General features: G+C 37.3%; 20 protein-coding genes. 12 read left to right on the top strand and 8 right to left on the bottom strand.

The genetic code is table 11. The annotated features are described in order from the left end of the window. From ACR2MV_RS16025 to ACR2MV_RS16010, 4 genes are all read left to right on the top strand, one after another. Positions 1–843 carry an alpha/beta hydrolase family protein gene (locus ACR2MV_RS16025; protein ID WP_434023253.1) on the top strand — a complete coding sequence of 281 codons (843 nt, stop codon included), beginning with the start codon at positions 1–3 and terminating at the stop codon, positions 841–843. Positions 844–1096: 253 nt separating this feature from the next. Continuing rightward, the gene (locus ACR2MV_RS16020; protein ID WP_434023251.1) at positions 1097–2008 is read left to right on the top strand and encodes a DUF4412 domain-containing protein; all 912 of its coding nucleotides are present in this window, start codon (positions 1097–1099) and stop codon (positions 2006–2008) included. 242 nt (positions 2009–2250) lie between these two features. Beyond that, on the top strand, positions 2251–3222 hold the full coding sequence (locus ACR2MV_RS16015) for a ribonucleotide-diphosphate reductase subunit beta (protein ID WP_434023250.1): 972 nt from the start codon (positions 2251–2253) through the stop codon (positions 3220–3222). Between the two features lie 258 nt (positions 3223–3480). Beyond that, positions 3481–5880: a ribonucleoside-diphosphate reductase subunit alpha gene (locus ACR2MV_RS16010; RefSeq protein ID WP_434023249.1), complete on the top strand. Its 2400-nt coding sequence runs from the start codon at positions 3481–3483 to the stop codon at positions 5878–5880. Between the two features lie 90 nt (positions 5881–5970). Here ACR2MV_RS16010 and ACR2MV_RS16005 read toward each other — a convergent pair whose 3' ends face one another. Next, positions 5971–6315 (bottom strand): carboxypeptidase-like regulatory domain-containing protein, encoded by a 345-nt coding sequence (locus ACR2MV_RS16005; protein ID WP_434023247.1) that lies wholly within the window; start codon positions 6313–6315, stop codon positions 5971–5973. A gap of 151 nt (positions 6316–6466) precedes the next feature. Between ACR2MV_RS16005 and ACR2MV_RS16000 the strand changes: the two genes are divergently transcribed. After that, complete coding sequence (locus ACR2MV_RS16000; protein ID WP_434023246.1) at positions 6467–8224, top strand: Na/Pi cotransporter family protein; 1758 nt, start codon at positions 6467–6469, stop codon at positions 8222–8224. A 29-nt stretch (positions 8225–8253) separates the two neighbouring features. Here the strand turns inward: ACR2MV_RS16000 and ACR2MV_RS15995 are convergent, their stop codons facing one another. Further along, positions 8254–10509, bottom strand: coding sequence for an anion permease (locus ACR2MV_RS15995; protein WP_434023244.1), 2256 nt, complete (start codon positions 10507–10509; stop codon positions 8254–8256). 187 nt (positions 10510–10696) lie between these two features. On the opposite strand from ACR2MV_RS15995, the gene ACR2MV_RS15990 reads away from it, so the two are divergent. Next, positions 10697–12040, top strand: coding sequence for a deoxyguanosinetriphosphate triphosphohydrolase (locus ACR2MV_RS15990; protein ID WP_434023243.1), 1344 nt, complete (start codon positions 10697–10699; stop codon positions 12038–12040). An 8-nt stretch (positions 12041–12048) separates the two neighbouring features. Here the strand turns inward: ACR2MV_RS15990 and ACR2MV_RS15985 are convergent, their stop codons facing one another. Both ACR2MV_RS15985 and ACR2MV_RS15980 read right to left on the bottom strand, forming a co-directional pair. Continuing rightward, positions 12049–13326, bottom strand: a complete 1278-nt coding sequence (locus ACR2MV_RS15985) for a DUF3078 domain-containing protein (RefSeq protein WP_434023241.1) — start codon at positions 13324–13326, stop codon at positions 12049–12051. Between the two features lie 50 nt (positions 13327–13376). Then, a complete protein-coding gene (locus ACR2MV_RS15980; RefSeq protein WP_434023240.1) occupies positions 13377–15164 on the bottom strand; it encodes a 1-deoxy-D-xylulose-5-phosphate synthase in 1788 nt (595 codons plus the stop codon). Positions 15165–15221: 57 nt separating this feature from the next. Between ACR2MV_RS15980 and murI the strand changes: the two genes are divergently transcribed. Next, a complete protein-coding gene (murI, locus tag ACR2MV_RS15975; RefSeq protein ID WP_434023238.1) occupies positions 15222–16010 on the top strand; it encodes a glutamate racemase in 789 nt (262 codons plus the stop codon). Between the two features lie 2 nt (positions 16011–16012). Beyond that, positions 16013–16462: a nucleoside deaminase gene (locus tag ACR2MV_RS15970; RefSeq protein ID WP_434023236.1), complete on the top strand. Its 450-nt coding sequence runs from the start codon at positions 16013–16015 to the stop codon at positions 16460–16462. On the opposite strand, the gene ACR2MV_RS15965 is transcribed toward ACR2MV_RS15970, so the two are convergent. Continuing rightward, on the bottom strand, positions 16459–16692 hold the full coding sequence (locus ACR2MV_RS15965; protein ID WP_434023234.1) for a hypothetical protein: 234 nt from the start codon (positions 16690–16692) through the stop codon (positions 16459–16461). The two genes, ACR2MV_RS15970 and ACR2MV_RS15965, sit on opposite strands and share 4 nt — an antisense overlap. Before the next feature lie 68 nt (positions 16693–16760). Here ACR2MV_RS15965 and glpQ point away from each other — a divergent pair, with 68 nt between their 5' ends. Beyond that, positions 16761–17735, top strand: a complete 975-nt coding sequence (gene glpQ, locus ACR2MV_RS15960; RefSeq protein WP_434023232.1) for a glycerophosphodiester phosphodiesterase — start codon at positions 16761–16763, stop codon at positions 17733–17735. Here glpQ and ACR2MV_RS15955 read toward each other — a convergent pair. Both ACR2MV_RS15955 and aspS read right to left on the bottom strand, forming a co-directional pair. Beyond that, entirely contained in the window at positions 17716–19503 is a 1788-nt protein-coding gene (locus ACR2MV_RS15955) for a chloride channel protein (protein ID WP_434023231.1), read from the bottom strand. The two genes, glpQ and ACR2MV_RS15955, sit on opposite strands and share 20 nt — an antisense overlap. A gap of 97 nt (positions 19504–19600) precedes the next feature. After that, on the bottom strand, positions 19601–21355 hold the full coding sequence (gene aspS, locus ACR2MV_RS15950; protein WP_434023230.1) for an aspartate--tRNA ligase: 1755 nt from the start codon (positions 21353–21355) through the stop codon (positions 19601–19603). Between the two features lie 175 nt (positions 21356–21530). Between aspS and rsmI the strand changes: the two genes are divergently transcribed. From rsmI to ACR2MV_RS15935, 3 genes are read left to right on the top strand one after another with little or no spacing between them, the layout of a single operon-like run. After that, positions 21531–22217: a 16S rRNA (cytidine(1402)-2'-O)-methyltransferase gene (gene rsmI / locus ACR2MV_RS15945; protein ID WP_434023228.1), complete on the top strand. Its 687-nt coding sequence runs from the start codon at positions 21531–21533 to the stop codon at positions 22215–22217. A 13-nt stretch (positions 22218–22230) separates the two neighbouring features. Further along, complete coding sequence (locus ACR2MV_RS15940; RefSeq protein ID WP_434023227.1) at positions 22231–23268, top strand: dipeptide epimerase; 1038 nt, start codon at positions 22231–22233, stop codon at positions 23266–23268. A gap of 27 nt (positions 23269–23295) precedes the next feature. Further along, entirely contained in the window at positions 23296–23724 is a 429-nt protein-coding gene (locus tag ACR2MV_RS15935) for an OsmC family protein (RefSeq protein WP_434023226.1), read from the top strand. Between the two features lie 42 nt (positions 23725–23766). Here the strand turns inward: ACR2MV_RS15935 and ACR2MV_RS15930 are convergent. Then, positions 23767–24231 (bottom strand): polysaccharide biosynthesis/export family protein (locus ACR2MV_RS15930; protein ID WP_434023224.1); only part of this gene is annotated, 465 nt, incomplete at its 5' end.

The following is a 24231-nucleotide window of genomic DNA, read 5'->3' as shown; positions in this document are numbered from 1 at the left end:
ATGAATTGTACAAAGAATATTCAAATACAGGGTAAACATGGTAAACCAATCCTGACCGATGTCTATTATAAAAAAAACAACACTCCCAAAAATATTGTTATTTTCTGTCATGGATACAAAGGCTATAAAGATTGGGGTGCCTGGAATTTGGTGGCAACATCAATGGCCAATGAAAACCTTTTCTTTTTAAAAATGAATTTTTCCCATAACGGAGGGACCGCTGAACAACCTATTGATTTTCCTGATCTCGAGGCTTTTGGTCAGAACAATTTTATGAAAGAATTAGACGATCTGGACTCAGTCATTTCCTGGATCGACAATTCAACAGAGTATGATAATGAAATCAACACCAAAAGTATCACCCTGATTGGTCATTCCAGAGGAGGAGGAATTGTCTTGTTAAAAGCTGCTTCAGATCATAGAATTACCAAAGTAATTACCTGGGCAGGGGTTTCAGATTTTGGAAGTAGATTTCCTGTTGGCGAACAATTAGAACAATGGAAAAAGAATGGTGTGGCATATATTACCAATGCCAGGACCAATCAGCAAATGCCTCATTATTATCAGTTTTATACTAGTTTTAAAGAATTCGAATCGGAACTGAACATCAAAACAGCTGTAGAGAAGCTTTCGATTCCCTACTTCATTGTCCATGGATCAGCTGATGAGACCGTATCGCTGGCTGAAGCAGAGCTTCTCAATTCCTGGACCAAGCAGGCCAGTCTTTATGTCCTGCCAGATGCCAACCACACATTCGGCAGTACCCAACCCTGGGATTCAAATTCACTTCCAGAAGATCTGGATGCTGCCTATCATAAAACCCTGGTCTTTTTAAAGAGCTAAAGAACTGTTCCACAACATAATTACTCATAAAATATTCATAGCATGTTTACTTTCTAGTTTGAAAAGGCACTAAAGGTTGCACTTGAATCAATTTTAAGTCAAACTTTTAAACCTAAGAGTATTTTTGGATGTATTGTTTCTCTTAACACAAGAGAATCATGAAGAAAGGACCGGTTATAACTGGTCCTTTTAGGTTTGAAACAAACTTTTTTATAACTTTATAGATGAAGTCAAACCCCCAAACATATTCATTATGAGACTTTATAAAATAGTGGCTTTATGCCTAATAATAAGTGTTTCTTTTATCAACACTACTCAAGCTCAATTACTTAAAAAATTAAAAAAACGCGTTCAGCAGGCAACCGAAGAAGTTGTTATAGACAAAGTCGCTCAGAAAACGGCTCAGGAGACAGGTAAGGCTATGGATAGTCTCTTAGATATAGATCCCGACTATCAATCTAATTATCAGTATCAGTTAAATCAAATGATGATAGCGGGAAGTCAGTCAATTCCGATAGAAGAAACATATATTTTTGACAATAAGATATTGTACAAAATGGAAATTACGAGTGATGAGAAACCTTCTATTGTCAACTACGAAATGTGGTTTTCAAACAAGGCTGAATACATAGCGACCAGAGTCGAAAACAGCGAATCCTCTGATTCCAGAGATATGCCTAGTTCCATGCTTTCCATTTTAGATGAAAAAAACAAAGCCATGGTGATTCTTATGGAGGAGCAGAAATTTGCCCAGGTGCTGTCCATGGAACAAATCAAGAATGTTGCCATTCAGGAGAATTTGCAGGATTCCGTGAATACAGAATTCCAATCCATTAAAAAAACGGGCAGAACTAAAAAGATTCTCGGTTATACATGTAAAGAATTTATCTCTAAAAACGATTCAAATACTTTTTCATTCTGGGTTACCGAAGAGCTGGATCTATTTCAAAAAAACATGTTTTTTAACCTGAGTAACTCATTGGGTGGAAATTCATTTTCCGACGTTCCCGAAGAAGCTAAAGGTTTTATGATGGAAATGAATTTTGAAGATGCCAACAAGAAGGAAAAAGGTAGCATGACTGTTATTAATATTGAGAAAATTGAAAAAACTATAAACACCGCTGATTACCAACTTATGAGCCTTGGTCAGTACATGTCAAAATAATTTTTTTGCCTTATCTTTCTCTCTTTTTTATTTTAAGACCCTGTCCTCCCGATAAGTAAGTATGAACTTATTTGTTCAATTTTATCGAATAAGTTGAACAAAAAAATACTTCTTAACCATGGTGTTAAAAACTTTCACATCAATGTGGATAACTAAGATTTTATATTCAAACAAAATGTGGAATCTTTGCCCTGTAATTTTCCCAATTATTTATTCATCATTCAAAAAACAACACAATAATTATGTCAAATATTGAACCTATTTTACGTCCTAACAAAGACAGATTTGTCATTTTTCCTATCCAGCATAACGATATCTGGGACTGGTATAAAAAACAGGAAGCTTCTTTTTGGACTGCAGAAGAAATAGATTTAGAACAGGACGTAATTGATTGGGAGAACAAATTGACGACTGATGAAAAATATTTTATCAAACATATTTTAGCATTTTTCGCTGCTTCTGATGGTATCGTAAATGAAAACTTAGCTGAAAACTTTGTTAGCGAGGTTCAGTATACTGAGGCTAAATTCTTTTATGGTTTTCAGCTTATGATGGAGAATATCCATTCGGAAGTTTATTCACTTTTAATTGATACTTATATTAAGAATGAAAGTGAGAAAAATGAACTTTTTAAAGCCATCGAAGTTTTTCCGGCTATTAAGAAGAAAGCCGATTGGGCGCTAAGATGGGTTGATAGCGACAGTTTTGCAGAGAGACTTATTGCCTTTTCTGCTGTTGAAGGAATTTTCTTTTCAGGGAGCTTTTGTTCCATTTTTTGGATGAAAAAAAGAGGCCTTCTACCAGGTCTGACCTTTTCGAATGAATTGATTAACAGAGATGAAGGGTTACACGCTGATTTTGCTGTTTATCTTCATCAAAATCACATCATGAATAAGGTTTCCAAGAAAAGAATTACAGAAATTCTTGTAGATGCATTAAACATTGAGAGAGAATTTATTACCGAATCATTACCAGTGAGTTTAATTGGAATGAATTCAAAATTAATGACGCAATATCTTGAGTTTGTAACAGATAGATTATTGTTAGAATACGGCTGTGAAAAAGTATATAATGCCACAAATCCTTTTGATTTTATGGAAATGATCTCATTAGAGGGCAAGACCAATTTCTTTGAAAAAAGAGTGTCTGAATATCAGAAGGCCGGTGTAAAATCAGGTGGTACAGGAAGCATTTCCTTTGATGCTGATTTTTAAACGAATCAAAATCCTTTTAAGACCTTTTATGAACAATTCGCTGACAACCAGTTGTCTACGTAATTATTAACGACGAATTGTTAACAATATCTTAAAGTAATTGCAGAATTGACTTTAGTTTTATTCTATTTTAGAACTGATCAAAAGTCTATTCAATTTCAAGTAATATTATTTTCAAATATTACGATTATAAACGAGTAATGTGGGCTCATGACTAAGGCATGAGAAGAACTAACCTTAAAAAAACATAATAAATAAATGTATGTAGTAAAGAGAGACGGCAAAAGAGAACCGGTAATGTTTGACAAAATTACCGCGAGAGTTAGAAAATTATGCTATGGATTAAATGATTTAGTGGACCCTATCAAAATTTCGATGCGGGTAATTGAAGGAATCTATGATGGAGTTACAACTTCTGAATTAGATAACCTTGCTGCAGAAATTGCAGCCACTTTAACAACAACTCATCCAGATTTCGCAAAAGTTGCAGCAAGAATTGCAGTTTCAAACTTACACAAGAGCACAAAAAAATCGTTTAGTGAAACAGTAAAAGATTTGCATGAATATGTAAATCCAAGAACTGGTAAGCATGCTTCTATGATTGCAGAAGATGTCTACAAAATCATTATGGACAATGCTGATAAACTTGATTCAACTATTATTTACAATAGAGATTTTGGCTATGATTTCTTCGGTTTTAAAACACTGGAAAGATCGTACCTGTTGAAGATCAACGGAGAAATTGTGGAGAGACCACAGCATATGCTGATGAGAGTTTCTATTGGTATTCACAAAGAGGATATTGATGCTGCCATCGAAACTTATGAATTGATGAGTAAGCGATTCTTTACACATGCAACCCCTACACTCTTTAACGCCGGAACTCCAAAACCACAGATGTCTTCTTGTTTCTTGCTGCAAATGCAGGATGATAGTATTGATGGAATTTATGATACCCTAAGACAAACGGCAAAAATATCTCAATCTGCCGGAGGAATTGGCCTATCAATTCATAATGTAAGAGCAACTGGATCTTATATCAGAGGTACGAACGGAACTTCAAATGGAATTGTACCAATGTTGCGTGTTTATAATGACACCGCAAGGTATGTGGATCAAGGTGGAGGAAAACGTAAAGGTTCTTTTGCTGTGTATCTTGAACCTTGGCATGCTGATGTTTTCCAATTTCTTGATTTAAAAAAGAATCATGGAAAAGAAGAAATGAGAGCGAGAGACTTATTTTACGCCATGTGGGTTCCAGATTTGTTTATGAAACGAGTTGAAGAAAACGCAGACTGGACCTTGATGTGTCCTAATGAATGTCCGCATCTTTTTGATACCTATGGTGATGAGTTTGAAAAATTATATACTGGATACGAAAAAGTCGGTAAGGGAAGAAAGACCATTAAGGCAAGAGAATTATGGGAGAAAATTCTGGAAGCTCAGATTGAAACTGGAAATCCATATATGCTGTATAAGGATGCTGTGAACAGAAAATCCAATCACAAGAATCTTGGAACCATTCGTTCTTCAAACCTTTGTACGGAAATCATGGAATATACTGCTCCTGATGAAGTAGCTGTTTGTAATTTAGCCTCTATTGCTATTCCGATGTTTATCTCAGAAGATTCGAATGGAGTTAAGTTTTTTGATCATAAAAAACTATTTAAAGTCACTAAAAAAGTAGCTAAAAATCTGGACACCGTAATAGATCAAAATTTCTATCCTGTACCAGAAGCTGAGAATTCTAATATGCGTCACAGACCCGTTGGAATTGGAATTCAAGGATTAGCAGATGCTTTTATTCTCCTTAGAATGCCTTTTACAAGTGAAGAAGCCAAAAAACTAAACCAGGAAATTTTTGAAACCATTTATTTTGCGTCACTTACTGCTTCAATGGAATTGGCCAAAGCAAAAGAACCCTATTCAACTTATAAAGGATCTCCAATATCTCAAGGAGAATTTCAGTTTAACATGTGGGGTATTGATGACGAAGAATTAAGCGGTAGATGGGAATGGAAAAAGTTGAGAAAGAGCATCAAACAACACGGTGTAAGAAATTCTTTATTAGTGGCACCAATGCCAACAGCTTCTACTTCACAAATTCTAGGTAATAATGAAGCTTTCGAGCCGTATACTTCAAATATTTATACAAGACGTGTGCTTTCAGGAGAGTTTATTGTTGTCAACAAACACCTATTAGAAGATTTGGTAAAACTGGGTCTGTGGAACAATGATATGAAAGAAGAGATCATGAGAGCGAACGGATCTATTCAACATATAGAAGAAATTCCTCAGGAATTAAAAGAGCTTTACAGAACTGTTTGGGAAATGAGTATGAAAGACATTATCGATATGGCCCGTCATAGAGGATATTTTATTGATCAGTCTCAGTCTTTGAATCTATTCATGCAGGACCCTGATTATGCAAAAGTAACTTCAATGCATTTCTATGCCTGGAAATCAGGATTGAAAACAGGTATGTACTATTTAAGAACTAAATCTGCTGTAAATGCTATTCAATTTACCGTTTCTAAGAAGAACGATGAGTTGCCTGCAGGAGCTGTTGAAGAACAACCATTGACAGGTGATGAGCTTAAAGAAATGATTATAAAATCAAGAGAAAATCCGGATGATTGTCTCATGTGTGGTTCTTAAGTAAGAACTTCAACCAACAAAAAAAGGAATCTACTAGTAGATTCCTTTTTTTATGCATTTTAGTCTTGTAATATCAAGATATCTGAACGTTTACTCCTCTTCTCTCGAAGCCAGATCCAAACTAGGTCGCAAGGTTCTCAAAAGAACCGGCTCTAGTACTATTTTGTCGTTATGAACACTGATATAATTTAACTCTATAGGCTCGTATCCGATAAAATCAACAATCAACACATAATCTCCTTCCAACAGCGATAGTTCGAAGTTTCCATCAAGATTTGTTTCCGTACTGATGTCTAATCCTTTTACCTGCACGGATGCAAAAGCAATTGGAGCTTGGTCAATTCCTGCATCAAGAACTATCCCTGATATAGACACGCCCTGGGCAAAAGTCATACTGCAGGTAACCAAGGCAAGAAGTAAAGCTATTTTTTTCATAGTTAAAATCTGTTCCGCAAAGAAAAAGGTTTTCGGTTTTTTCAAGGTTACCTCATTGTTAAGGAATCATAACAAATTGGTTAATTAATTTAACGACATCGTTGTTATTTAACTTGTTAATTAGTAAGTTTATAACAGTAATTCAATTGATATGATCAAAAGATGGATCTTCCTGATCGTTCTGATTATCCTCGCTGTTGTCCTTGTTTTTAATCCTAATTTTAAGACTATAGCCGCTGGTGTTTCAATCTTATTATTTGGGATGATTACTTTAGAGGAAGGTTTTAAAACCTTCACAAAAGGCCCCTTAAAATCCATTCTGCGAAAAGCCACTGATAAACTTTATAAAAGCATTTCTCTAGGTGCCTTGGTCACCGCTGTTATCCAGTCAAGTTCCCTGGTTTCTGTGATCACCATTTCGTTTATTAGTGCCGGGCTGATTTCATTGGCTGGAGGGATTGGTCTTATTTTTGGAGCCAATATCGGTACTACCGCAACTGCCTGGCTTGTTGCAGGATTTGGGCTAAAGATTAAAATCTCCATTTTATCCATGCCTATGCTCATCTTTGGAATCATCTTTTCATTTCAAAAAAGCACGACGTTTAAAGGAATCGGAAATATCCTAACTGGTTTAGGGTTCTTTTTTCTTGGGATTCATTTTATGAAAGATGGCTTTGATGTATTTAGTCAAGACTTTAATTTGACTGTCTACGCAGTACCCGGATATTTAGGGGTAATCATCTACACTGGAATCGGCATCTTTATTACTACAATTCTTCAGTCCAGCAGTGCCTCTCTGGCACTCATATTAACCGCTTTATCTGTGGGTCAGATCGAGTATGAAAATGCTTTGGCTATGGCCATCGGCACCAATGTAGGAACAACAATAACGGCCTTGATTGGTTCTGTAGGTTCGAACATTGCAGGTAAAAGACTGGCATTGGCTCACCTGATTTTCAATCTGGTAACTGGCCTGGTTGCACTGGCTTTTATATATCCATTGGCACGCCTGGTAAACAAACTTTCTTTGAGCTTCGGTATCGCAGCTGATGATTATACCCTCAAATTAGCCTTGTTTCACACAATTTTTAATGTACTGGGCGTCTTAATTATGATTCCATTGATCAACAAACTTGAGCAATTCCTGATGCGTTTTGTCAAGGACCATCGAGTTAAGGACATTGACGAACCCAAGTTTCTAAATGATGCTGCATTAGAATTTGCAGGAACTGCCATTTCATCCTTAGAAAAAGAAACAAAATACCTGTTTGAAAACGCTACATATGAAATTGTTACGCATGCTTTAAACATGCACAGGGCTGATATATCGTCAAACATTAAACCAAAGGTTTTAGTAAAAAAGTCAACTGAAGAGATCGATATAAATGTTCGGGATCTCTATACGAACAAGGTAAAAACCATCTACGGCAAAATTCTTGAATTTGCCACCAGAGCACAAACCGAATTGGAATTAAATCCAGATCAAAACAAGAGAATTTCGGAAATAAAAATTGCCAATCGGAAAATGGTCGAGGTCATAAGAGACGTCAAAGAACTGAGGAGAAATGTGACCAAATTTACCACCTCAGACAATAAGTACATCAAAAAGGAGTACAATGGCTTCAGAAGACAGATAGTGAAAGTTTTCAGAGCTATTTACAACTTCAAAATAGACGAAAATAACGAAATTAACTATCAGGAACTGGTTCATATGAAGAAAAAGGCCAAAGAACGTTCCAAACGTGGCAGTAACCAAATCAACAGCCTCATCCGTAAAAACCTAATTACAACCAACATGGCATCATCCGTCGTGAATGATCATGACAATGTGAATGATATGATTAAAAAACTAATTGAAGTTGGCCAGTTGTTATATACTGAAAAAGACAGTATTCTCGAACCGGCCTAGCTTTTTTAAATGAACGATCCTTTTAATATCTATTCGGCAGATTGATTGTCATGTTCCTCGTAATAGAGGTTCAGTATATTCATACATGCCTGAATCAAATCTTTCGTTTCCAGCAAAATAATAAAGTACAAGGTTGTGTTCTTCGGACTCGTTGAGTCACTTTCTCTCGTTCTCTCTACTTGTTTTTTAATAGATTCCTTCACCTCCTCTAACAGTTCTTTTTTAGAATCTATAATATCCGGTACAATTCTGTCAAAGGTTCTTGAGTCAAATACTTCGCTGATCCGCTTGAACAATGCTAACAACTTATCGTTGATATCTATCAACTCTTCTGTTTGTTTCTTTTTAAGTTTTTTATGATGGTTGTTCACATGCTTGTGACTTACCTTGGCGATGAGACTGGAAGACTGGGCCACATCCTGTAAACTTCCAATAATATCGATATAAAACTTGCTCGCTCCCAAATAAGAATCATCCAAATCCTTTATAAAATAAAAGATGTCATTCTGTAAATCTTCAACCTCATTCTCGAGTTTTATAACCGTGTTTTTCGCCTTTTTTAATTTATCTATATCTTGATTGATAAGACCATTGATAGTGGTGGAGTTTATTTTTCCAACCCGTTTTAACGCTTTTGAAATATTATCGGCACTTTCTTCTATGACCCCATGAATTGAACCACTCTCTGCTTTGTTTAAGGTGTCTTCAGTTCTGATTTCTCGAGACTTTCGAACGTGTTTGATATAATTCCTGGACAACAGTAAAACTGCTAACAGCAATAAGACGGCGATCATGGTAGCTCCTCCCAGATGAATTAAATAAGCTACGGTTCCTGCCGCCACAAATGCACTAATGGCTGTGAAAAACCAGCCCCCGATCACATTTAACACTCCTGCAACACGGTAAACGGCACTTTCGCTACCCCAGGCCCTGTCTGCCAAAGAGGTTCCCATAGCCACCATAAAAGTCACGTAGGTTGTAGACAAAGGTAATTTCATAGACGTAGCAATTGAAATCAACACACTTGCCACCATCAGGTTTACAGCTGCTCTTACCATATCAAAAGCAGGTAGTTCATGACTTTTATCCTTCGATAACTTAATCACAGGTTTTTTAAACTGTTTTTCGATCTTATTTAAAACAGGTCGAGGAATCACCGTATTGGTATAGTCTGAAATATTTATGGTCAATTTCACCAGATTTCGTGACAACCAATGTGGTTCGAATCTTTCTTTTGTATCTTCCTGACTTGACAGATCAATAGAAGTTTTTACAACGTTCTTTGCCTTACTGGACAGCCATAGTGTAAGCACCATGATCAGACCGGCTCCTACCAGGAATAAGGTCGGTGTGGGTACTTTCTTACTCAGTACATCCATACTGAATTCAGTGGCCGGAACCCCAGAAACCACCCATGCTTCATATGATTGCCAGGCAGCAATAGGCACTCCGATAAAATTAACAAGATCATTCCCAGCGAAAGCAAGTGCAAGGGCAAAAGTTCCTATTATGATGATCAATTTGTAAATATTCACCTTAAAAACCACGATTGAAATATAGGAAAGTAAACTCCAAACAATAAAACTTATCGTCACAATAATCAAGGTTTTACCTTCAATCATTGGCTTTATACTTGCATAATAATCTGTACCCTTCAGGCCTTTAATAAATATAAAATAGGTAATGGCTGCAAGTGCGAAACCACCAAATACGGCGCCAACCCATTTTGCTTTTTGCTCAAAATCAAATGAAAGTAAGACCCTCGAAACATATTGAACCAAGGCTCCCACTGAAAAAGCCACAACCACGGACAGCAAGATTCCTAAAATAATTTCTGTTGCTTTCTGTGTATTGATATAATTCAAGACATCGCCAATGGACCCATTGTCTGCACCTATTTTTATTAAGGCCATTGCCACAGCTGCTCCCAACAATTCAAAAACAATCGAAACCGTTGTTGAAGTAGGCATCCCCAGCGTATTAAAAAAGTCCAGTAAAAGGATATCAGTTATCATGACCGCGAGAAAAATGATCATGATTTCATTAAAATAAAATTCTCCGGGTACAAATATTCCTTTCCGGGCCACCTCCATCATTCCGCTCGAAAAAATCGCACCGAATGCGATCCCGAGACTGGCGACAATCATTATCGTTCTAAAAGAAACTGCTTTGGAGCCCAGTGCTGAATTCAAAAAATTTACAGCATCATTACTAACGCCAACTACTAAATCTGCCACGGCTAAAACAATTAAAGCCATGATCATTAAAAAGTAAATATTCTCCATTATTTTCTAAGGTCTAATTAGACTTTAAATATAAAACAGAAATCAATACAATTCTCAATATATCGCGACATTGTTAAAATCCTTTATCATTTTTTCAGTTTGATCGAAATTGAGACTCCTTTTTTTGCTCTGAATTCATTCTAAAAATATTCAAAATAATGTATCTTCCCCGTCTAAAATATGTACCATGAATTGGGAAAAACTTCTCTCCTTAAAAAGGTTTGGTGATCAGGCTGATAGAAAAAGAATTGACCAGGATGAAGCCCGTTTGGGTTTTGAAGTTGATTTTGACAGAATCATATTTTCCGATTCCTTTAGAAGTCTTCAGGATAAAACCCAGGTAGTCCCTCTATCGAAAACAGATTTTGTTCACACACGGCTTACACATAGTCTGGAAGTTTCTGTTGTAGCGAGATCTCTGGGCCGTATGGTCGGTACCTATATCCTCGAAAAATATCCAGAATTAAAAGAAAAAGGCTACCGATCCAATGATTTTGGAGCTATAGTTGCAGCTGCTGCCTTGTCTCACGATATTGGAAACCCGCCCTTTGGTCATAGTGGTGAAAAATCAATCGGTGAGTTTTTTATTTCCGGCAAAGGGCAACAGTTTAAATCTCAACTGAATCCCAAACAATGGCAGGACCTAATCGATTTTGAAGGGAATGCCAATGGCTTTAAAATTTTATGTGAAACCCTCAATAATATTCAGGGTGGTTTAAGATTGTCGTATGCAACCTTAGGCGCATTTATCAAATATCCCAAAGAATCATTACCTAAAAAACCCACCCGGCATATCGCTGATAAAAAGTATGGTATCTTCCAATCCGAACTTCCTTTCTTTCAGGAACTGGCTGCTGAATTAGGTTTGAAAGCTACTGGAGATGCTTCAAACAGTTCTTATTGCAGACATCCTTTAGCCTTTATCGTGGAAGCTGCAGACGATATTTGCTACACAATTATTGATTTTGAGGACGGCATAAATCTGGGCTTGATTTCTGAAGATTATGCCTTGGAATACCTTATAAACTTGGTACGAGACACCATCAACACAAAAAAATACAATTCATTACAAAATACCCAGGATAGAATCAGTTATTTAAGGGCATTGGCCATTGGAAATTTGATTCAGGAGGCTGCGCGTATTTTCATTGAAAACGAAGAACAAATATTAAGAGGTGAATTTCATAATTCCTTGCTGGAAAAATGTAAATATGAGGCTCAAATTGACGACATTTTAAAACTAAGTGTTGAAAAAATATACCAGAGTAAAGAGGTTGTTGAAAAAGAAATTGCTGGGTACCAGGTCTTGGCAGATCTGCTTGAGGTGTTTCTAAGGGCCGTAAATAATAAACATGATGGTACACTCTCAAACTATGATAAGCTCGTTTTAATGCTCTTACCGGACAGGTATAAGCAAACGCACGAAGATCTTTATAAAAGAATTTTAGGTATTTGCAATCTGGTCGCTAACTTTTCTGATAGCTATGCCATCTTGTTGCATAAAAAAATCAAGGGAATTGATCTAAATTAAAGCCTTCCTTAAAAATTATAAATAATTCCAATCCCCAACTGTTGTTTCAATTGAACCCTGGCACCTGAGGTAATGACTTCTCCGTCTTCGTTGGTCTCTTTGGTCTTTATATCGTCATCGTAAATCACATGACTCCTGAAGCTGGCCTGAAATAGTTTGTTGATTTTGAATTGAAAACTCAATATCCAATCGACATCAATATTTCCAAATTCATTGATATAATCAGAATATAAATCCAGATTATTGACCATCGCCACATTTTTAAAGATCTCCTTCTCCCATTTGGTCTGAATCAATATCCCTAATTCATGCCTTGATCGTTCACCAGGCGTAACACCAAAAGCTCCTTCATTTGACAATTTTTCATCCAAGACATAGGTTGATTTAAGTGTTAAGGGAGACATGTATATGGAGAATAGTTGCTCTGGTAAATTGTACCTGCCTCCGACTCCTAAATGAAAATAGGCCGGAGCAAAAAACCTGGATATCGGATCCTCATCCTCCGGATTGCTATAACCATCTGTAAATTGTGTTCTAAAACTGATCTGGGCGGTAAAATACCAGTTGGAAATGGTATCCTTTCGATAGCCAAAAGATGAAGCTACTCTGATCTCATCATCTGTTTTGATCAATCCTGTATTTTGCTGATTGTTGAGCCCGTACCTGGCTGACACCTCATTATTCCAGATCGTATAGAGCTTTTCATATAACCTGGCGAATTCAACTTTAAACAATCCGGAAACAGAATTTACACCCCCGGCATTCCAGTTGACAAAAGCCACCTCATTCAAATCAAACCCGATACTGTTCTTATGCTTCCACCAAACTGGCTCCTTGGCTTTCTTGGTTCTTTTTATACTGACAAGCTCAATAGCATTTGAAAAACCAATGGTATCGATCCCGTAGGTTTTTCTTTTTGAAAAATAGTCTATTTTCTTAGGAATCGGAACATATGTGGTGTCTAGAGTATATTCATCTATTACCATTCTGTACTTGGGCGTAATGATTACCTCTCTTCCATAAGGATTCTTTCCCGTGGAATCAATTTCAATATAATAATATGGACTTAACAAAGAATCAAGCAGGGCTCTTTCTACCGATAGCATCTCAGGTTTAACTTCAGATTGAATCGTTAAACTATCCAAAATAGCATCATTCGCGGGATATTCATTGGGCATCAAATAGGTGCTATCGATACTTTGTACGACAGACATGGTATCAATTGCCGTTTTAAGACTTACAGAATCTTTCACCTGAGCCTTAACCGTTGAAGCAATCAACAACATAAAAACTATTTTAATAACTCTTGACATTCAGGGGCAATGGAATGGCGAATTTAATAATTTTTATTATTCATTATATCTTCTAAAACCATTTGTAGGCTTTTTTTATCTAAACCAATCTTAGATTTTAATTGAGGTAAACTACCGTGTTCAACAAAGCTATCGGGTACTCCTAAAATTCTAAGCTCAAGACTCTTTCTATTTTGTTTATTCAGGTGTGCCAAAACAGCCTCTCCGAAACCGCCGTTAATGGCCCCATCCTCCACTGTAACAATGTGTTTATATTGCGAATATATTTCTTGTAAAAGACTTGTATCAAGAGGTTTGGCAAATCTCATATCATAATGACCAATTCCTCTAAATTGTTCTTCCTGTAAGAGTTCATATACCTCTTCTCCAATGGGACCCAGGGTTAAAACAGCTATTTTATTTCCTTTTTTAAGGCATCTGCCCTGACCCATTTCTATTCTTTGAAAGTCCTTTTTCCAATCCACCTTACTACCTCTTCCCCTCGGATATCTAATCGCTATTGGACCTGATAAATCCCGCTGTACCGAATAGAGAATATTTCTAAGTTCGATTTCATCCATCGGTGAGAAAATGGCCATATTAGGTATGCAACGTAAAAAAGAGATGTCGAAGACGCCGTGATGTGTTGGTCCGTCTTCTCCTACGAGTCCCGCCCGATCTACACAAAAAACAACAGGCAGGTTTTGTAAGGCAACATCGTGAATTATCTGGTCGTAAGCCCTTTGAAGGAAGGTTGAATAAATGGCACAGAAAGGAAGCATTCCTTGCGTCGCCAGCCCTGCAGCCAATGTTACTGCATGTTGTTCCGCTATACCTACATCAAAAGCCCTTTCTGGAAAAGCTTCAATCATATACTTTAAAGAAGAACCTGTAGGCATCGCTGGTGTAATCCCAACAATTTTCTTGTTTCGCTCTGCCAGTTCTACCAACGTTAAACCAAAAACATCTTGATATTTTAAGGGTAAATCCGCTACATTCTCACTCAGAAGTTCTCCCGATATTTTATCAAAAAGACCCGGAGCATGATAGGTTACCTGATCCTTCTCTGCGGTAGGTAAGCCTTTTCCTTTTTTAGTGATTACATGAAGAATTTTTGGACCCGAAACAGTTTTAAGCCTGGATAATTCTTCTAACAGTGCATCGATATTATGACCATCAATGGGACCTGAATATGACAAGTCAAGGTCTTCAAATAAATTTTTCTGATGGGCATCCATCCCATTCTTCACCGAGGTTAGGTAGTTTTTTAGGGCCCCTACATTGGGGTCTATACCCATTTCATTGTCATTCAAAATGATCAGGATATTAGAATCCGAAACACCGGCATGATTCAATCCTTCAAATGCCATACCACTGGCGATACTGGCATCACCTATTACAGCTATATGCTGCCGATCAATTTCTCCATTAAGTCTGGAAGCAATTGACATCCCTAAGGTAGCAGAAATCGAAGTGGATGAATGTCCGGTTCCAAAAGTATCATACTCACTTTCGCCTAATTTAGGAAAACCCGAAATTCCTCCAAACTCACGATTCGTATGAAACATTTCTCGTCTTCCGGTCAGGATCTTGTGAGGATAGGCCTGATGACCTACATCCCAGACCAAAAGATCTTTCGGAGTATCAAAAACATAATGAATGGCTATAGTGAGTTCAACAACACCCAAACTGGCCCCTAAATGGCCTTTTTTAACCGATACTACCTCGATGATAAAGTCTCTCAATTCTTGGGCTAACAGCCCAAGCTCCTTCTGTGACAATTTCTTTAAATCGCATGAATTGTTGATATTTTCTAAATATTTTTTCGCCACGAATACAAAACTACAATTATCTTTGGTGGAGCCAAAATAATAAGTTTCATATATTTTATGCGCAATAGCCCCATTGGAATTTTTGACTCCGGAGTAGGAGGATTGACCATTTATGAAGAGATCCACAGACTCCTTCCTGATGAAAACATTATTTATCTGGCGGATAGCAAGAATGCTCCCTACGGTGAAAAATCCAAGCAAGAAATAATTAATATCAGTGTTAAGAATACCGAATTTTTACTTTCCCATGGCTGTAAATTAATTGTTGTTGCCTGTAATACAGCTTCAACCAATGCCGTTAAATATTTGCGAGAACATTATAACATTCCTTTTATTCGGGTACAACCCGCCATCAAACCAGCAGCATTGAATTCAAAGACCAAAGTAGTTGGAATTCTCGCCACTAAAAGCACCTTAAAAAGCGAATTGCTTTATGAGACTTCTCAGCGATTTGCACAAGGGGTGGACGTTGTGGAAAGAGTTGGTGTTGGACTGGTCACATTGATTGAATCCGGTAAAATGCACTCTGAAGAAATGACTTCTCTTTTAAAAAAACATATTCTGCCCATGTTGGAAAAAGATATTGATCATCTAGTTTTAGGCTGCACTCATTATCCCTTTTTAACAGATCAGATTCAGGAAATTGTGGGTAATAAGGTTCGAATTCTCGATTCCGGAGAGGCCATCGCCCGACAAACCAAGGTAATTCTCGAACAGGAAAACCTGATAAATCTGGATGCCACTGAAATCAAAAGACGCTTTTATACCAATAAAGATCCAGAGGTGATGCAAAAAATTCTTGATGAGTTTGATGAGGGTTTTAAAGCCATTAAAACTAATTTTTAAGCATGGAAAGTCCGTTTACACATGAGTATTTTATGAGAAAGGCTTTCATTGAAGCCGAAAAAGCTTTTGACAAAAATGAAGTTCCGATTGGCGCTGTGATTGTAATCGGAGATAAAATAATTGCCCGGGCTCATAATCTAACTGAAACTCTGAATGATGTCACAGCTCATGCCGAAATGCAGGCTTTTACGGCAGCAGCTGATTATTTGGGAGGAAAGTATCTGAAAAAATGCATTCTTTATGTGACCATGGAACCATGTCAAATGTGTGCCGGGGCCAGTTATTGGACACAAATTGATCAAATAATATTTGGAGCCTATGATCCCCAAAGAGGCTTTCAAAGACATAAGACCGTGATCCATCCAAAAACGACTGTTATTGGTGGCGTGATGGAAAAAGAATGCAGTGAAATTATTAGTCGTTTTTTTATTGAAAAAAGGAATCTTAACTAGTCTTCCTTTTTCTTATCTGGCGGATTGGCAAAATCCTTCAGGGAATAATTTCTAAGATCCTTATTCCTATAACGATAGTAGATAAAAAGAGGCATGAGAATAAAGGCAAATAACAAAACTCCAAAACCTATAAACTTCTCGCCATTACCGGCTTCTTCCAAATTCATATAATATCCATAGCCAATCAAGCCAAGCACAGCCAACAAAATTATTCTCAATATGATTTTCATCTAAGGATTTATTTTCCGGCTAAAATACAAAATGTCTTATCTTTAAGGTAAATTAAGAATCGATAAATTTGTTCAAACCATTTTCAATACTTCTTCTATCATTTTTATTCTCGTGCCAAATGCCTTTGGAAAAAGTTTCAGATAAAATCGTTATCGCTCACCGTGGAGCTTCAGGATATCTTCCGGAACATACCATGGAGTCTAAAGCCATGGCCTATGGAATGAATGCTCATTTTATTGAACAAGATTTAGTACTGAGCAAAGATGGTATCCCCATCGTAATTCACGATATTTATTTGGATGAGGTTACCAATGTGCAGGAGTTATTTCCGGACATGTCAAGATCAGATGGCCGGTACTATGTAATTGATTTTACCTATGAACAAATCAAAACGCTTTCTGTTTTCGAACGATTTGATCACAAAACCAAAAAACCTGTTTTTCCTGATCGATTCCCGTACAATCAATCTACGTTTAAATTACACCGATTTCAAGATGAAATAGAAATGATCCAGGGACTAAACAAAAGCTCGGGGAAAACTATTGGAATTTATCCTGAGATAAAGGCTCCTTCATTTCATAGAAACGAAGGGAAAGACATCTCAAAAATTGTATTACAAATTCTAAGCGATTATGGGTATACCGATCAAGAGGACCTATGCATACTTCAGTGCTTTGACCCGACAGAATTACAGCGTATCAGAAAAGACCTGTCTTCTGAACTCTTTTTAACTCAATTAATGGAATTTCCTGCCGGTGCAGAAGATCTGGATAATTATGCCGTCTATGCGAACGCAATTGGGCCCTCGATTCAACAACTCATATTGGCTGGCACAGGCAAAAAAGAAGGAAATAAAATAGTCGACAAGGCACATGAACTTGGCTTAAAGGTGCATGCCTATACATTTAGAAAAGATGAACATCCTAATTTCGAATCCTACGAAGATCTGTTACAATTTGGATTCTATGATATCAATCTCGATGGTGGGTTTACGGATTTCCCCGATATCACAGTTCAATATCTTAAGGAGTCGCCTCAATAAGCTGTCTTCTATAGGCTGTCAGTAACTTGGACTTTGAAATAAAACCATGGTATTTATTATTTTTTACAACGGGTAAATTCCATGCGCCGGTTTCTTTGAACTTTTTCATGATTACTTCCATATCGTCTTTTTCATAAAAAATAACGTCTGGTGCATTGTGCATCATCTCTTCCACATACACTTTATCATACATACTTTGATCGAACATGATACCGCGGATATCGTCCAATAAAAGGATACCCAGAAACTCATTCTCATCATTCACCACAGGGAATAAATTCCTTTTAGATTTTGTAACGGCTTTATTGAGCATTTCGCCCAAATTATAGCCCGGTTTAATGACGACAAAATCTCTTTCAATGATCTTTCCTTTTTGCATCATCATGAGCACATTCTTATCCCTATCATGAGTCAATAATTCTCCTTTTTTTGCCAGTTCCATGGTATAAATGGAATTTGACACATAATATCTTGTCATGGAAAAAGAAATCGCTGAGACGATCATTAATGGTACAAACAATTCATAGCCTCCGGTAATTTCAGCAATCAAGAATATAGCGGTCAGCGGAGCGTGCAATACTCCTGCCATCAAACCCGTCATACCAATTAATGTAAAGTTTGATTCAGAAATACTAAGATCCCAGCCTAAATTATTGACCACTTTGGCATATACATTTCCTAAGGCGCTTCCCATCACAAGAGTGGGGATAAAAATTCCTCCTACTCCACCCGCGGAAAATGTAACTGTCATGGCAACAGCTTTAAACACCGTAATCCCTATCAGCAAAACGATTACGAGCCAAATATTTTCTTCAAAGGAATGCAAAAAAGGAATATCGCCAATGGCCTTCCAATGGTTTCCCGCCAGCAGGTTGTTGATCAGATCAAATCCTTCACCATATAGAGGGGGAATAAAAAATAATAGTATGCCAATGATAACACCACCAATCAGCATCCTATTCACCTGACTTTCTATTTTCTCAAATAAACCAGTAATCCAAAAGTACATTTTAGAAAAATATACAGAGGCCACAGCCGAACCTATTCCAAGAACCACATAAAATAAAATATCGTTGATCGAAAACTTATCTTGAATTTCAAATCTGAACAGCAATTCTGATCCCAAAAATAAATAAGAAGTAATTACAGCAGATACAGAAGCCAGCAATAACGGAATCATGGAAGCAAAAGCCAGATCCAGACTAAAAATCTCTATCGCAAAAATAATAGCCGTTATCGGAGCCTTAAACATCGAAGCCAGAGCTCCTGCTGTAGCACAACCAATTAATAAGGTTCTATTTCTCGCGTTGGTATGGAAAAACTGAGCAATATTAGATGCGATGGCCGCTCCGGTATTTATAGAGGGTCCCTGTAAACCCACGGATCCACCAAAACCAACAGTTAGCGGGGCCGTTATTAAAGAAGCATACATTTTATAACGTTCGATCAACCCCTTTCTTTTGGAAAGAGAAAAAAGCGTGGATGGAATAGCGTGACCTATTTTTTTTCGCACCACATACTTCTGAATAAGAAAGACCAGAAACAACCCTATCAATGGAAAAATAAAATAAAGAGTGTGATGGTAATCTACAATCATTTTATCCTGTAACACGACCTGAATAAAATGCGTAAGGTTCTTGATAACAACGGTTCCCAAACCAGCCAAAAAACCTACAAGAATACTCAAAGAATAAATAAACTGCTGGTTCGTGATATGCTTATAGCGCCACTTAAAGAACTTCTTTCTCAGCTTTTTTATCTTGGGCATGAATTATGAATAAATAGATCGTGAAATAAAGCCTAAATGTAGTAATTAATCGTTATCCATAAAAAAATCCGAAATGAGTATTTCGGATTTTTTTATTTTATGAACGAATATCAATTTTAAGTTGTAACTCCTTGAGTTGTTCCTCATCGATTTTTGAAGGCGCATCTATCATCACATCTCTTCCGGAATTGTTTTTTGGAAAGGCAATAAAATCGCGAATCGTTTCCTGACCTCCTAAAATAGATACTAATCTGTCTAGTCCAAATGCCAGCCCTCCATGGGGAGGTGCTCCATATTCAAAGGCATTCATCAAAAACCCGAACTGATCGATAGCTTCTTCTTTGGTAAAGCCCAATAGATCAAACATTCTTGCCTGGGTTTCCTTATCAAAAATTCTGATAGAACCTCCACCTATTTCATTTCCATTCAACACCATGTCGTAGGCATTGGCCCTGACTTTCCCTGGATCCGTATCCAATAAATGCATGTCTTCCGGTTTTGGAGAAGTAAATGGATGGTGCATCGCATGGTAACGTTCACTTTCGTCATCCCATTCCAGTAAAGGAAAATCCAACACCCAAAGCGGTGCAAATTCATCTGACTTTCTCAATCCCAGGTTCTCTGCCATCTCCATTCTAAGGCTGCTCAATTGGCTTCTTACCTTATCCGTTGGACCAGCCATTACTAATAACAAATCGCCTTTATCGGCACTCAATCTCTGTGCCCAGGTAGCCAACTGTTCCTGATCAAAAAACTTATCGACAGATGATTTATAGCTGCCGTCTTCATTGCATTTAACCCAAATCAATCCATTCGCACCAATCTGAGGTTTCCTCACAAAATCAATGATCTTATCCAGTTGTTTTCTCGAATATCCTGCACAGCCCGGAACCGCAATTCCAACAATTAATTCCTGTGCATCAAATACCCCGAATCCCTTGTTTTTTGCTAAATCATTAAGTTCTCCAAATTTCATATCGAACCTGATATCAGGCTTGTCATTCCCGTAGGTTTTTATGGCCTCATCATAGCTCATTCTTGGGAATTCCTTAATCTCTACCCCTTTGGTTTCAAGCAATAAATATTTTACCAGACCTTCAAAAGTATGGAGTATATCTTCCTGTTCTACAAAGGCCATCTCACAATCAATCTGTGTAAATTCAGGTTGTCTGTCGGCACGTAAATCTTCATCTCTAAAACACTTTACAATCTGAAAGTATTTATCAAGACCTCCTACCATTAAAAGTTGTTTAAACGTTTGAGGTGATTGAGGCAAGGCATAAAACTGACCTTCATTCATTCTGGAAGGAACTACAAAATCTCTGGCCCCTTCCGGTGTGGATTTGATCAGGTAAGGTGTTTCAACATCAATAAAGCCTTGATCAGAAAGATATTTTCTCACTTCCATGGTCACCTTGGAACGAAAAATTAAATTTTCTCTCACCGGGTTCCTTCTAATATCAAGATACCTGTATTTCATTCTTAGTTCGTCTCCCCCATCAGTCTCATCCTCAATAGTAAATGGTGGTGTTTTTGCTGAATTCAATATGCTCAGTTCAGTAACCAGAATTTCTATGTCTCCCGTCGGCATCTGATCATTCTTAGCCTCTCTTTCAATCACCTTTCCTTTGATTTGAATAACAAACTCTCGACCTAAGGATCTTGCCTGTTCTACGATTGAAGGATCCGTTCTTTCACCATCAAAGATCAATTGGGTCACTCCATATCGGTCTCGCAGATCAACCCACACCATAAACCCTTTATCTCTTACTTTCTGAACCCATCCGGAAAGACAAACATCTTCTCCGGCATCTGCTATTCTTAACTCCCCATTTGTATGACTTCTATACATAATTTTCATTTTATTCAAGCTGCAAATTTAATCAAATACTAAAGAGTTGCCACCTTTTTGAAACAATTTTTAACATACATGTCGCAGAACACATATTGCTTAAAATTTCAGAGAAATGATCTAAACAATGGCAAATGCTGGCAATTAACTTTATATTTGTACAAAACGAATTTCATTGGACTTTAACTCAAAATTATATCTTGTTCCTACACCTATCGGAAATCTTGAAGACATCACATTGAGAGCCATAAGAGTATTGAAGGAAGTTGATGTTATTTTAGCAGAAGACACACGGACTTCGGGAAAATTATTAAAGCATTTTGAAATTTCTACTCAAATGTATTCCCATCATATGCACAATGAGCATAGAACAGTTGACCATATAGTGGAACGCATTAAAAACGGTGAAACATTTGCCCTCATATCAGATGCGGGAACCCCTGCCATTTCCGACCCTGGTTTTTTGTTGACCAGAGCCTGTATTGAAAGCGGTATAGCAGTTGATTGCTTACCCGGTGCCACTGCCTTTGTACCTGCTTTGGTCAATAGTGGATTCCCCAATGATAAATTTGTTTTCGAGGGCTTTCTTCCTATTAAAAAAGGAAGGCAAACCAGACTTGAGTTTTTATCAGAGGAAACAAGAACCATCATTTTTTATGAATCTCCTCATAAATTGTTAAAAACACTCGGTCAATTTGAATCCTATTTTGGCGCTCAACGAGAGGTCTCCATCTCCAGAGAAATAAGCAAACTATATGAGGAAACAAAAAGGGGTACAATCGAAGAAGTAAAAGATTATTATACCAAACATAGTCCTAAAGGCGAAATTGTAATCGTTCTAAAAGGAAAATCCAAACAGTAAACTGAAGCATTCCATGCAATTGATCCTAAGAACCTATGAATTAAAGCTGCAGCATACCTTTACCATATCTCGACAGTCTTTTGATGCTAAAAATGTGTTGATTGTAGAACTTAAAGATGGTGTACATGCTGGTTTTGGGGAAGCGTCTGAAAATCCCTATTACAATCAGTCCATTGAAGAAATGGTAAACGCTTTATTAGCCGTAAAAAACAGCATTGAATCGTTGGAGCATATGAAACCTGAACAATTCTGGGAACAAGTATTTCCATTATTGCAAGGGAATATGTTTGCTCTTTGTGCGCTTGATATCGCATATCATGATTTATACACCAAAAAAAAAGGGCTGAAACTCTACGAATACTGGAATTACACTATTGCTAAAAATATACAAACCAATTTTACCATTGGAATCGATACCATAGAAAATATGCTCGCCAAAATGCGTGAAACTCCATGGCCAATTTATAAAATCAAACTTGGCACCCAGGAAGATCTTAGCATCATTCGGGCTCTTAGAAAAGAAACAAATGCCATCTTCAGAATTGATGCCAACGGAGCCTGGGATGTTCAGGAAACCTTGGATAATGCGAGGGAACTTAAAAAGCTCGGAGTAGAATTTCTGGAGCAACCCTTGGCAGCAGACAATATAGATGGCGCAAGAAAACTATTTGACGCTTCGGTATTACCTATTATTGCAGATGAAAGCTGTCAGATTGAAAGTGATGTAGAAGCCTGCCATCATTTATTCCACGGTGTGAATATCAAACTTGTAAAATGTGGAGGACTGACTCCTGCCCGAAGAATGATAGCAGAGGCCAAATCAAAACAAATGCTGGCAATGGTTGGCTGTATGACTGAATCCACTATTGGAATTTCTGCAATAGCGCATCTAATTCCTGTACTTGACTATGTGGATCTGGACGGCGCCTTATTATTGCGTAAGGATATTGCTTCGGGCGTGTCTATAAGCAAAGGGGAAATAAAATATGCCCGGGAAAAAGGAACAGGAGCTCAGCTCCTCGATAAGGATCCAATAAAAATTTATTTGTAAAGTTCTAGTAATTAATTTGAAAATATAATGGCACAAGAAATCAAAACACAATGGGAAGGGCAAATGCTTTTTAACGCAGACACCCTTGGAGGAAATTTTAAAATCGATGCTGCAGAAGAATCTGGAGGTCAGGGAAAAGGCGTACGACCCAAAGCACTGATGCTTACATCATTGGCTGGTTGTACGGGAATGGATATCGTTTCCTTGCTAAAGAAAATGCGAGCGGAGGTGGACGATTTGGATATCAATGTCTCAGGAGAACTGACAGAAAAACATCCAAAAATTTATAATAAAGTGACACTTGAATATGTCTTTTACGGCGAAGATCTTAAAAAAGATAAAATAGAAAAAGCCATTCAGCTCTCTGCTGAAAAATATTGTGGAGTGATGGAAATGTTCAAGCAGTTTGCAGAAATCACTACTGTGGTATCCTATAAAGCAAAAAAAAGCTCCTGAATCAGGAGCTTTTTTTAATATGATCTTATATTTCTTTATTAATTAGTCTTGTGAGTTTAAGATGGTTACAACTAAGGCAGTCATAGAGATCAACAGACCTAAAGAGGATAAAATTACACCTGTTTGAGCTCCAATGGCAGAATTCTTCGCTCTAGTTTTGTTAGGTTCAACATATACCACGTCATTTTGAGATAAATAATAAACGGGAGAATTAAATAAATCATCCGATTTCAAATTCACTCGGGTATAGGTTTTTTTTCCGTCGTAATCCTGAATTACCAAGACGTTTTCTCTTTCACCATAAATGGTTAAATCACCTGCTAAGGACAGGGCCTCAATCAACGTAATTCTTTCATTGGTAGCGGTAAAAGTACCTGGTCTGGCAACTTCTCCTAATACTGTAATTCTATAATTGACCGTTTCGATGTCCACAATAGGATCCTTGATATAATCTGTTAATTTATCTTGCAACATCTTGGTGGCCTGAGCCCTGTTCATTCCTGCGAT

It is taken from the genome of Lutimonas sp. (assembly GCF_051011215.1).
GTDB lineage: Bacteria > Bacteroidota > Bacteroidia > Flavobacteriales > Flavobacteriaceae > Lutimonas.
The sequence above is the reverse complement of the archived record's forward strand: the minus strand, read 5'-3'. Positions and strand labels throughout refer to the sequence as shown.

Excerpts from the sequence above, each read along its gene's own strand:
- ACR2MV_RS16025 (WP_434023253.1), top strand. The coding sequence starts at position 1 with ATGAATTGTACAAAGAATATTCAAATACAGGGTAAACATGGTAAACCA.
- ACR2MV_RS16020 (WP_434023251.1), top strand. The coding sequence starts at position 1,097 with ATGAGACTTTATAAAATAGTGGCTTTATGCCTAATAATAAGTGTTTCT.
- ACR2MV_RS16015 (WP_434023250.1), top strand. The coding sequence starts at position 2,251 with ATGTCAAATATTGAACCTATTTTACGTCCTAACAAAGACAGATTTGTC.
- ACR2MV_RS16010 (WP_434023249.1), top strand. The coding sequence starts at position 3,481 with ATGTATGTAGTAAAGAGAGACGGCAAAAGAGAACCGGTAATGTTTGAC.
- ACR2MV_RS16005 (WP_434023247.1), bottom strand. The coding sequence starts at position 6,315 with ATGAAAAAAATAGCTTTACTTCTTGCCTTGGTTACCTGCAGTATGACT.
- ACR2MV_RS16000 (WP_434023246.1), top strand. The coding sequence starts at position 6,467 with ATGATCAAAAGATGGATCTTCCTGATCGTTCTGATTATCCTCGCTGTT.
- ACR2MV_RS15995 (WP_434023244.1), bottom strand. The coding sequence starts at position 10,509 with ATGGAGAATATTTACTTTTTAATGATCATGGCTTTAATTGTTTTAGCC.
- ACR2MV_RS15990 (WP_434023243.1), top strand. The coding sequence starts at position 10,697 with ATGAATTGGGAAAAACTTCTCTCCTTAAAAAGGTTTGGTGATCAGGCT.
- ACR2MV_RS15985 (WP_434023241.1), bottom strand. The coding sequence starts at position 13,326 with ATGTTGTTGATTGCTTCAACGGTTAAGGCTCAGGTGAAAGATTCTGTA.
- murI (WP_434023238.1), top strand. The coding sequence starts at position 15,222 with ATGCGCAATAGCCCCATTGGAATTTTTGACTCCGGAGTAGGAGGATTG.
- ACR2MV_RS15970 (WP_434023236.1), top strand. The coding sequence starts at position 16,013 with ATGGAAAGTCCGTTTACACATGAGTATTTTATGAGAAAGGCTTTCATT.
- ACR2MV_RS15965 (WP_434023234.1), bottom strand. The coding sequence starts at position 16,692 with ATGAAAATCATATTGAGAATAATTTTGTTGGCTGTGCTTGGCTTGATT.
- ACR2MV_RS15955 (WP_434023231.1), bottom strand. The coding sequence starts at position 19,503 with ATGCCCAAGATAAAAAAGCTGAGAAAGAAGTTCTTTAAGTGGCGCTAT.
- aspS (WP_434023230.1), bottom strand. The coding sequence starts at position 21,355 with ATGTATAGAAGTCATACAAATGGGGAGTTAAGAATAGCAGATGCCGGA.
- ACR2MV_RS15940 (WP_434023227.1), top strand. The coding sequence starts at position 22,231 with ATGCAATTGATCCTAAGAACCTATGAATTAAAGCTGCAGCATACCTTT.
- ACR2MV_RS15935 (WP_434023226.1), top strand. The coding sequence starts at position 23,296 with ATGGCACAAGAAATCAAAACACAATGGGAAGGGCAAATGCTTTTTAAC.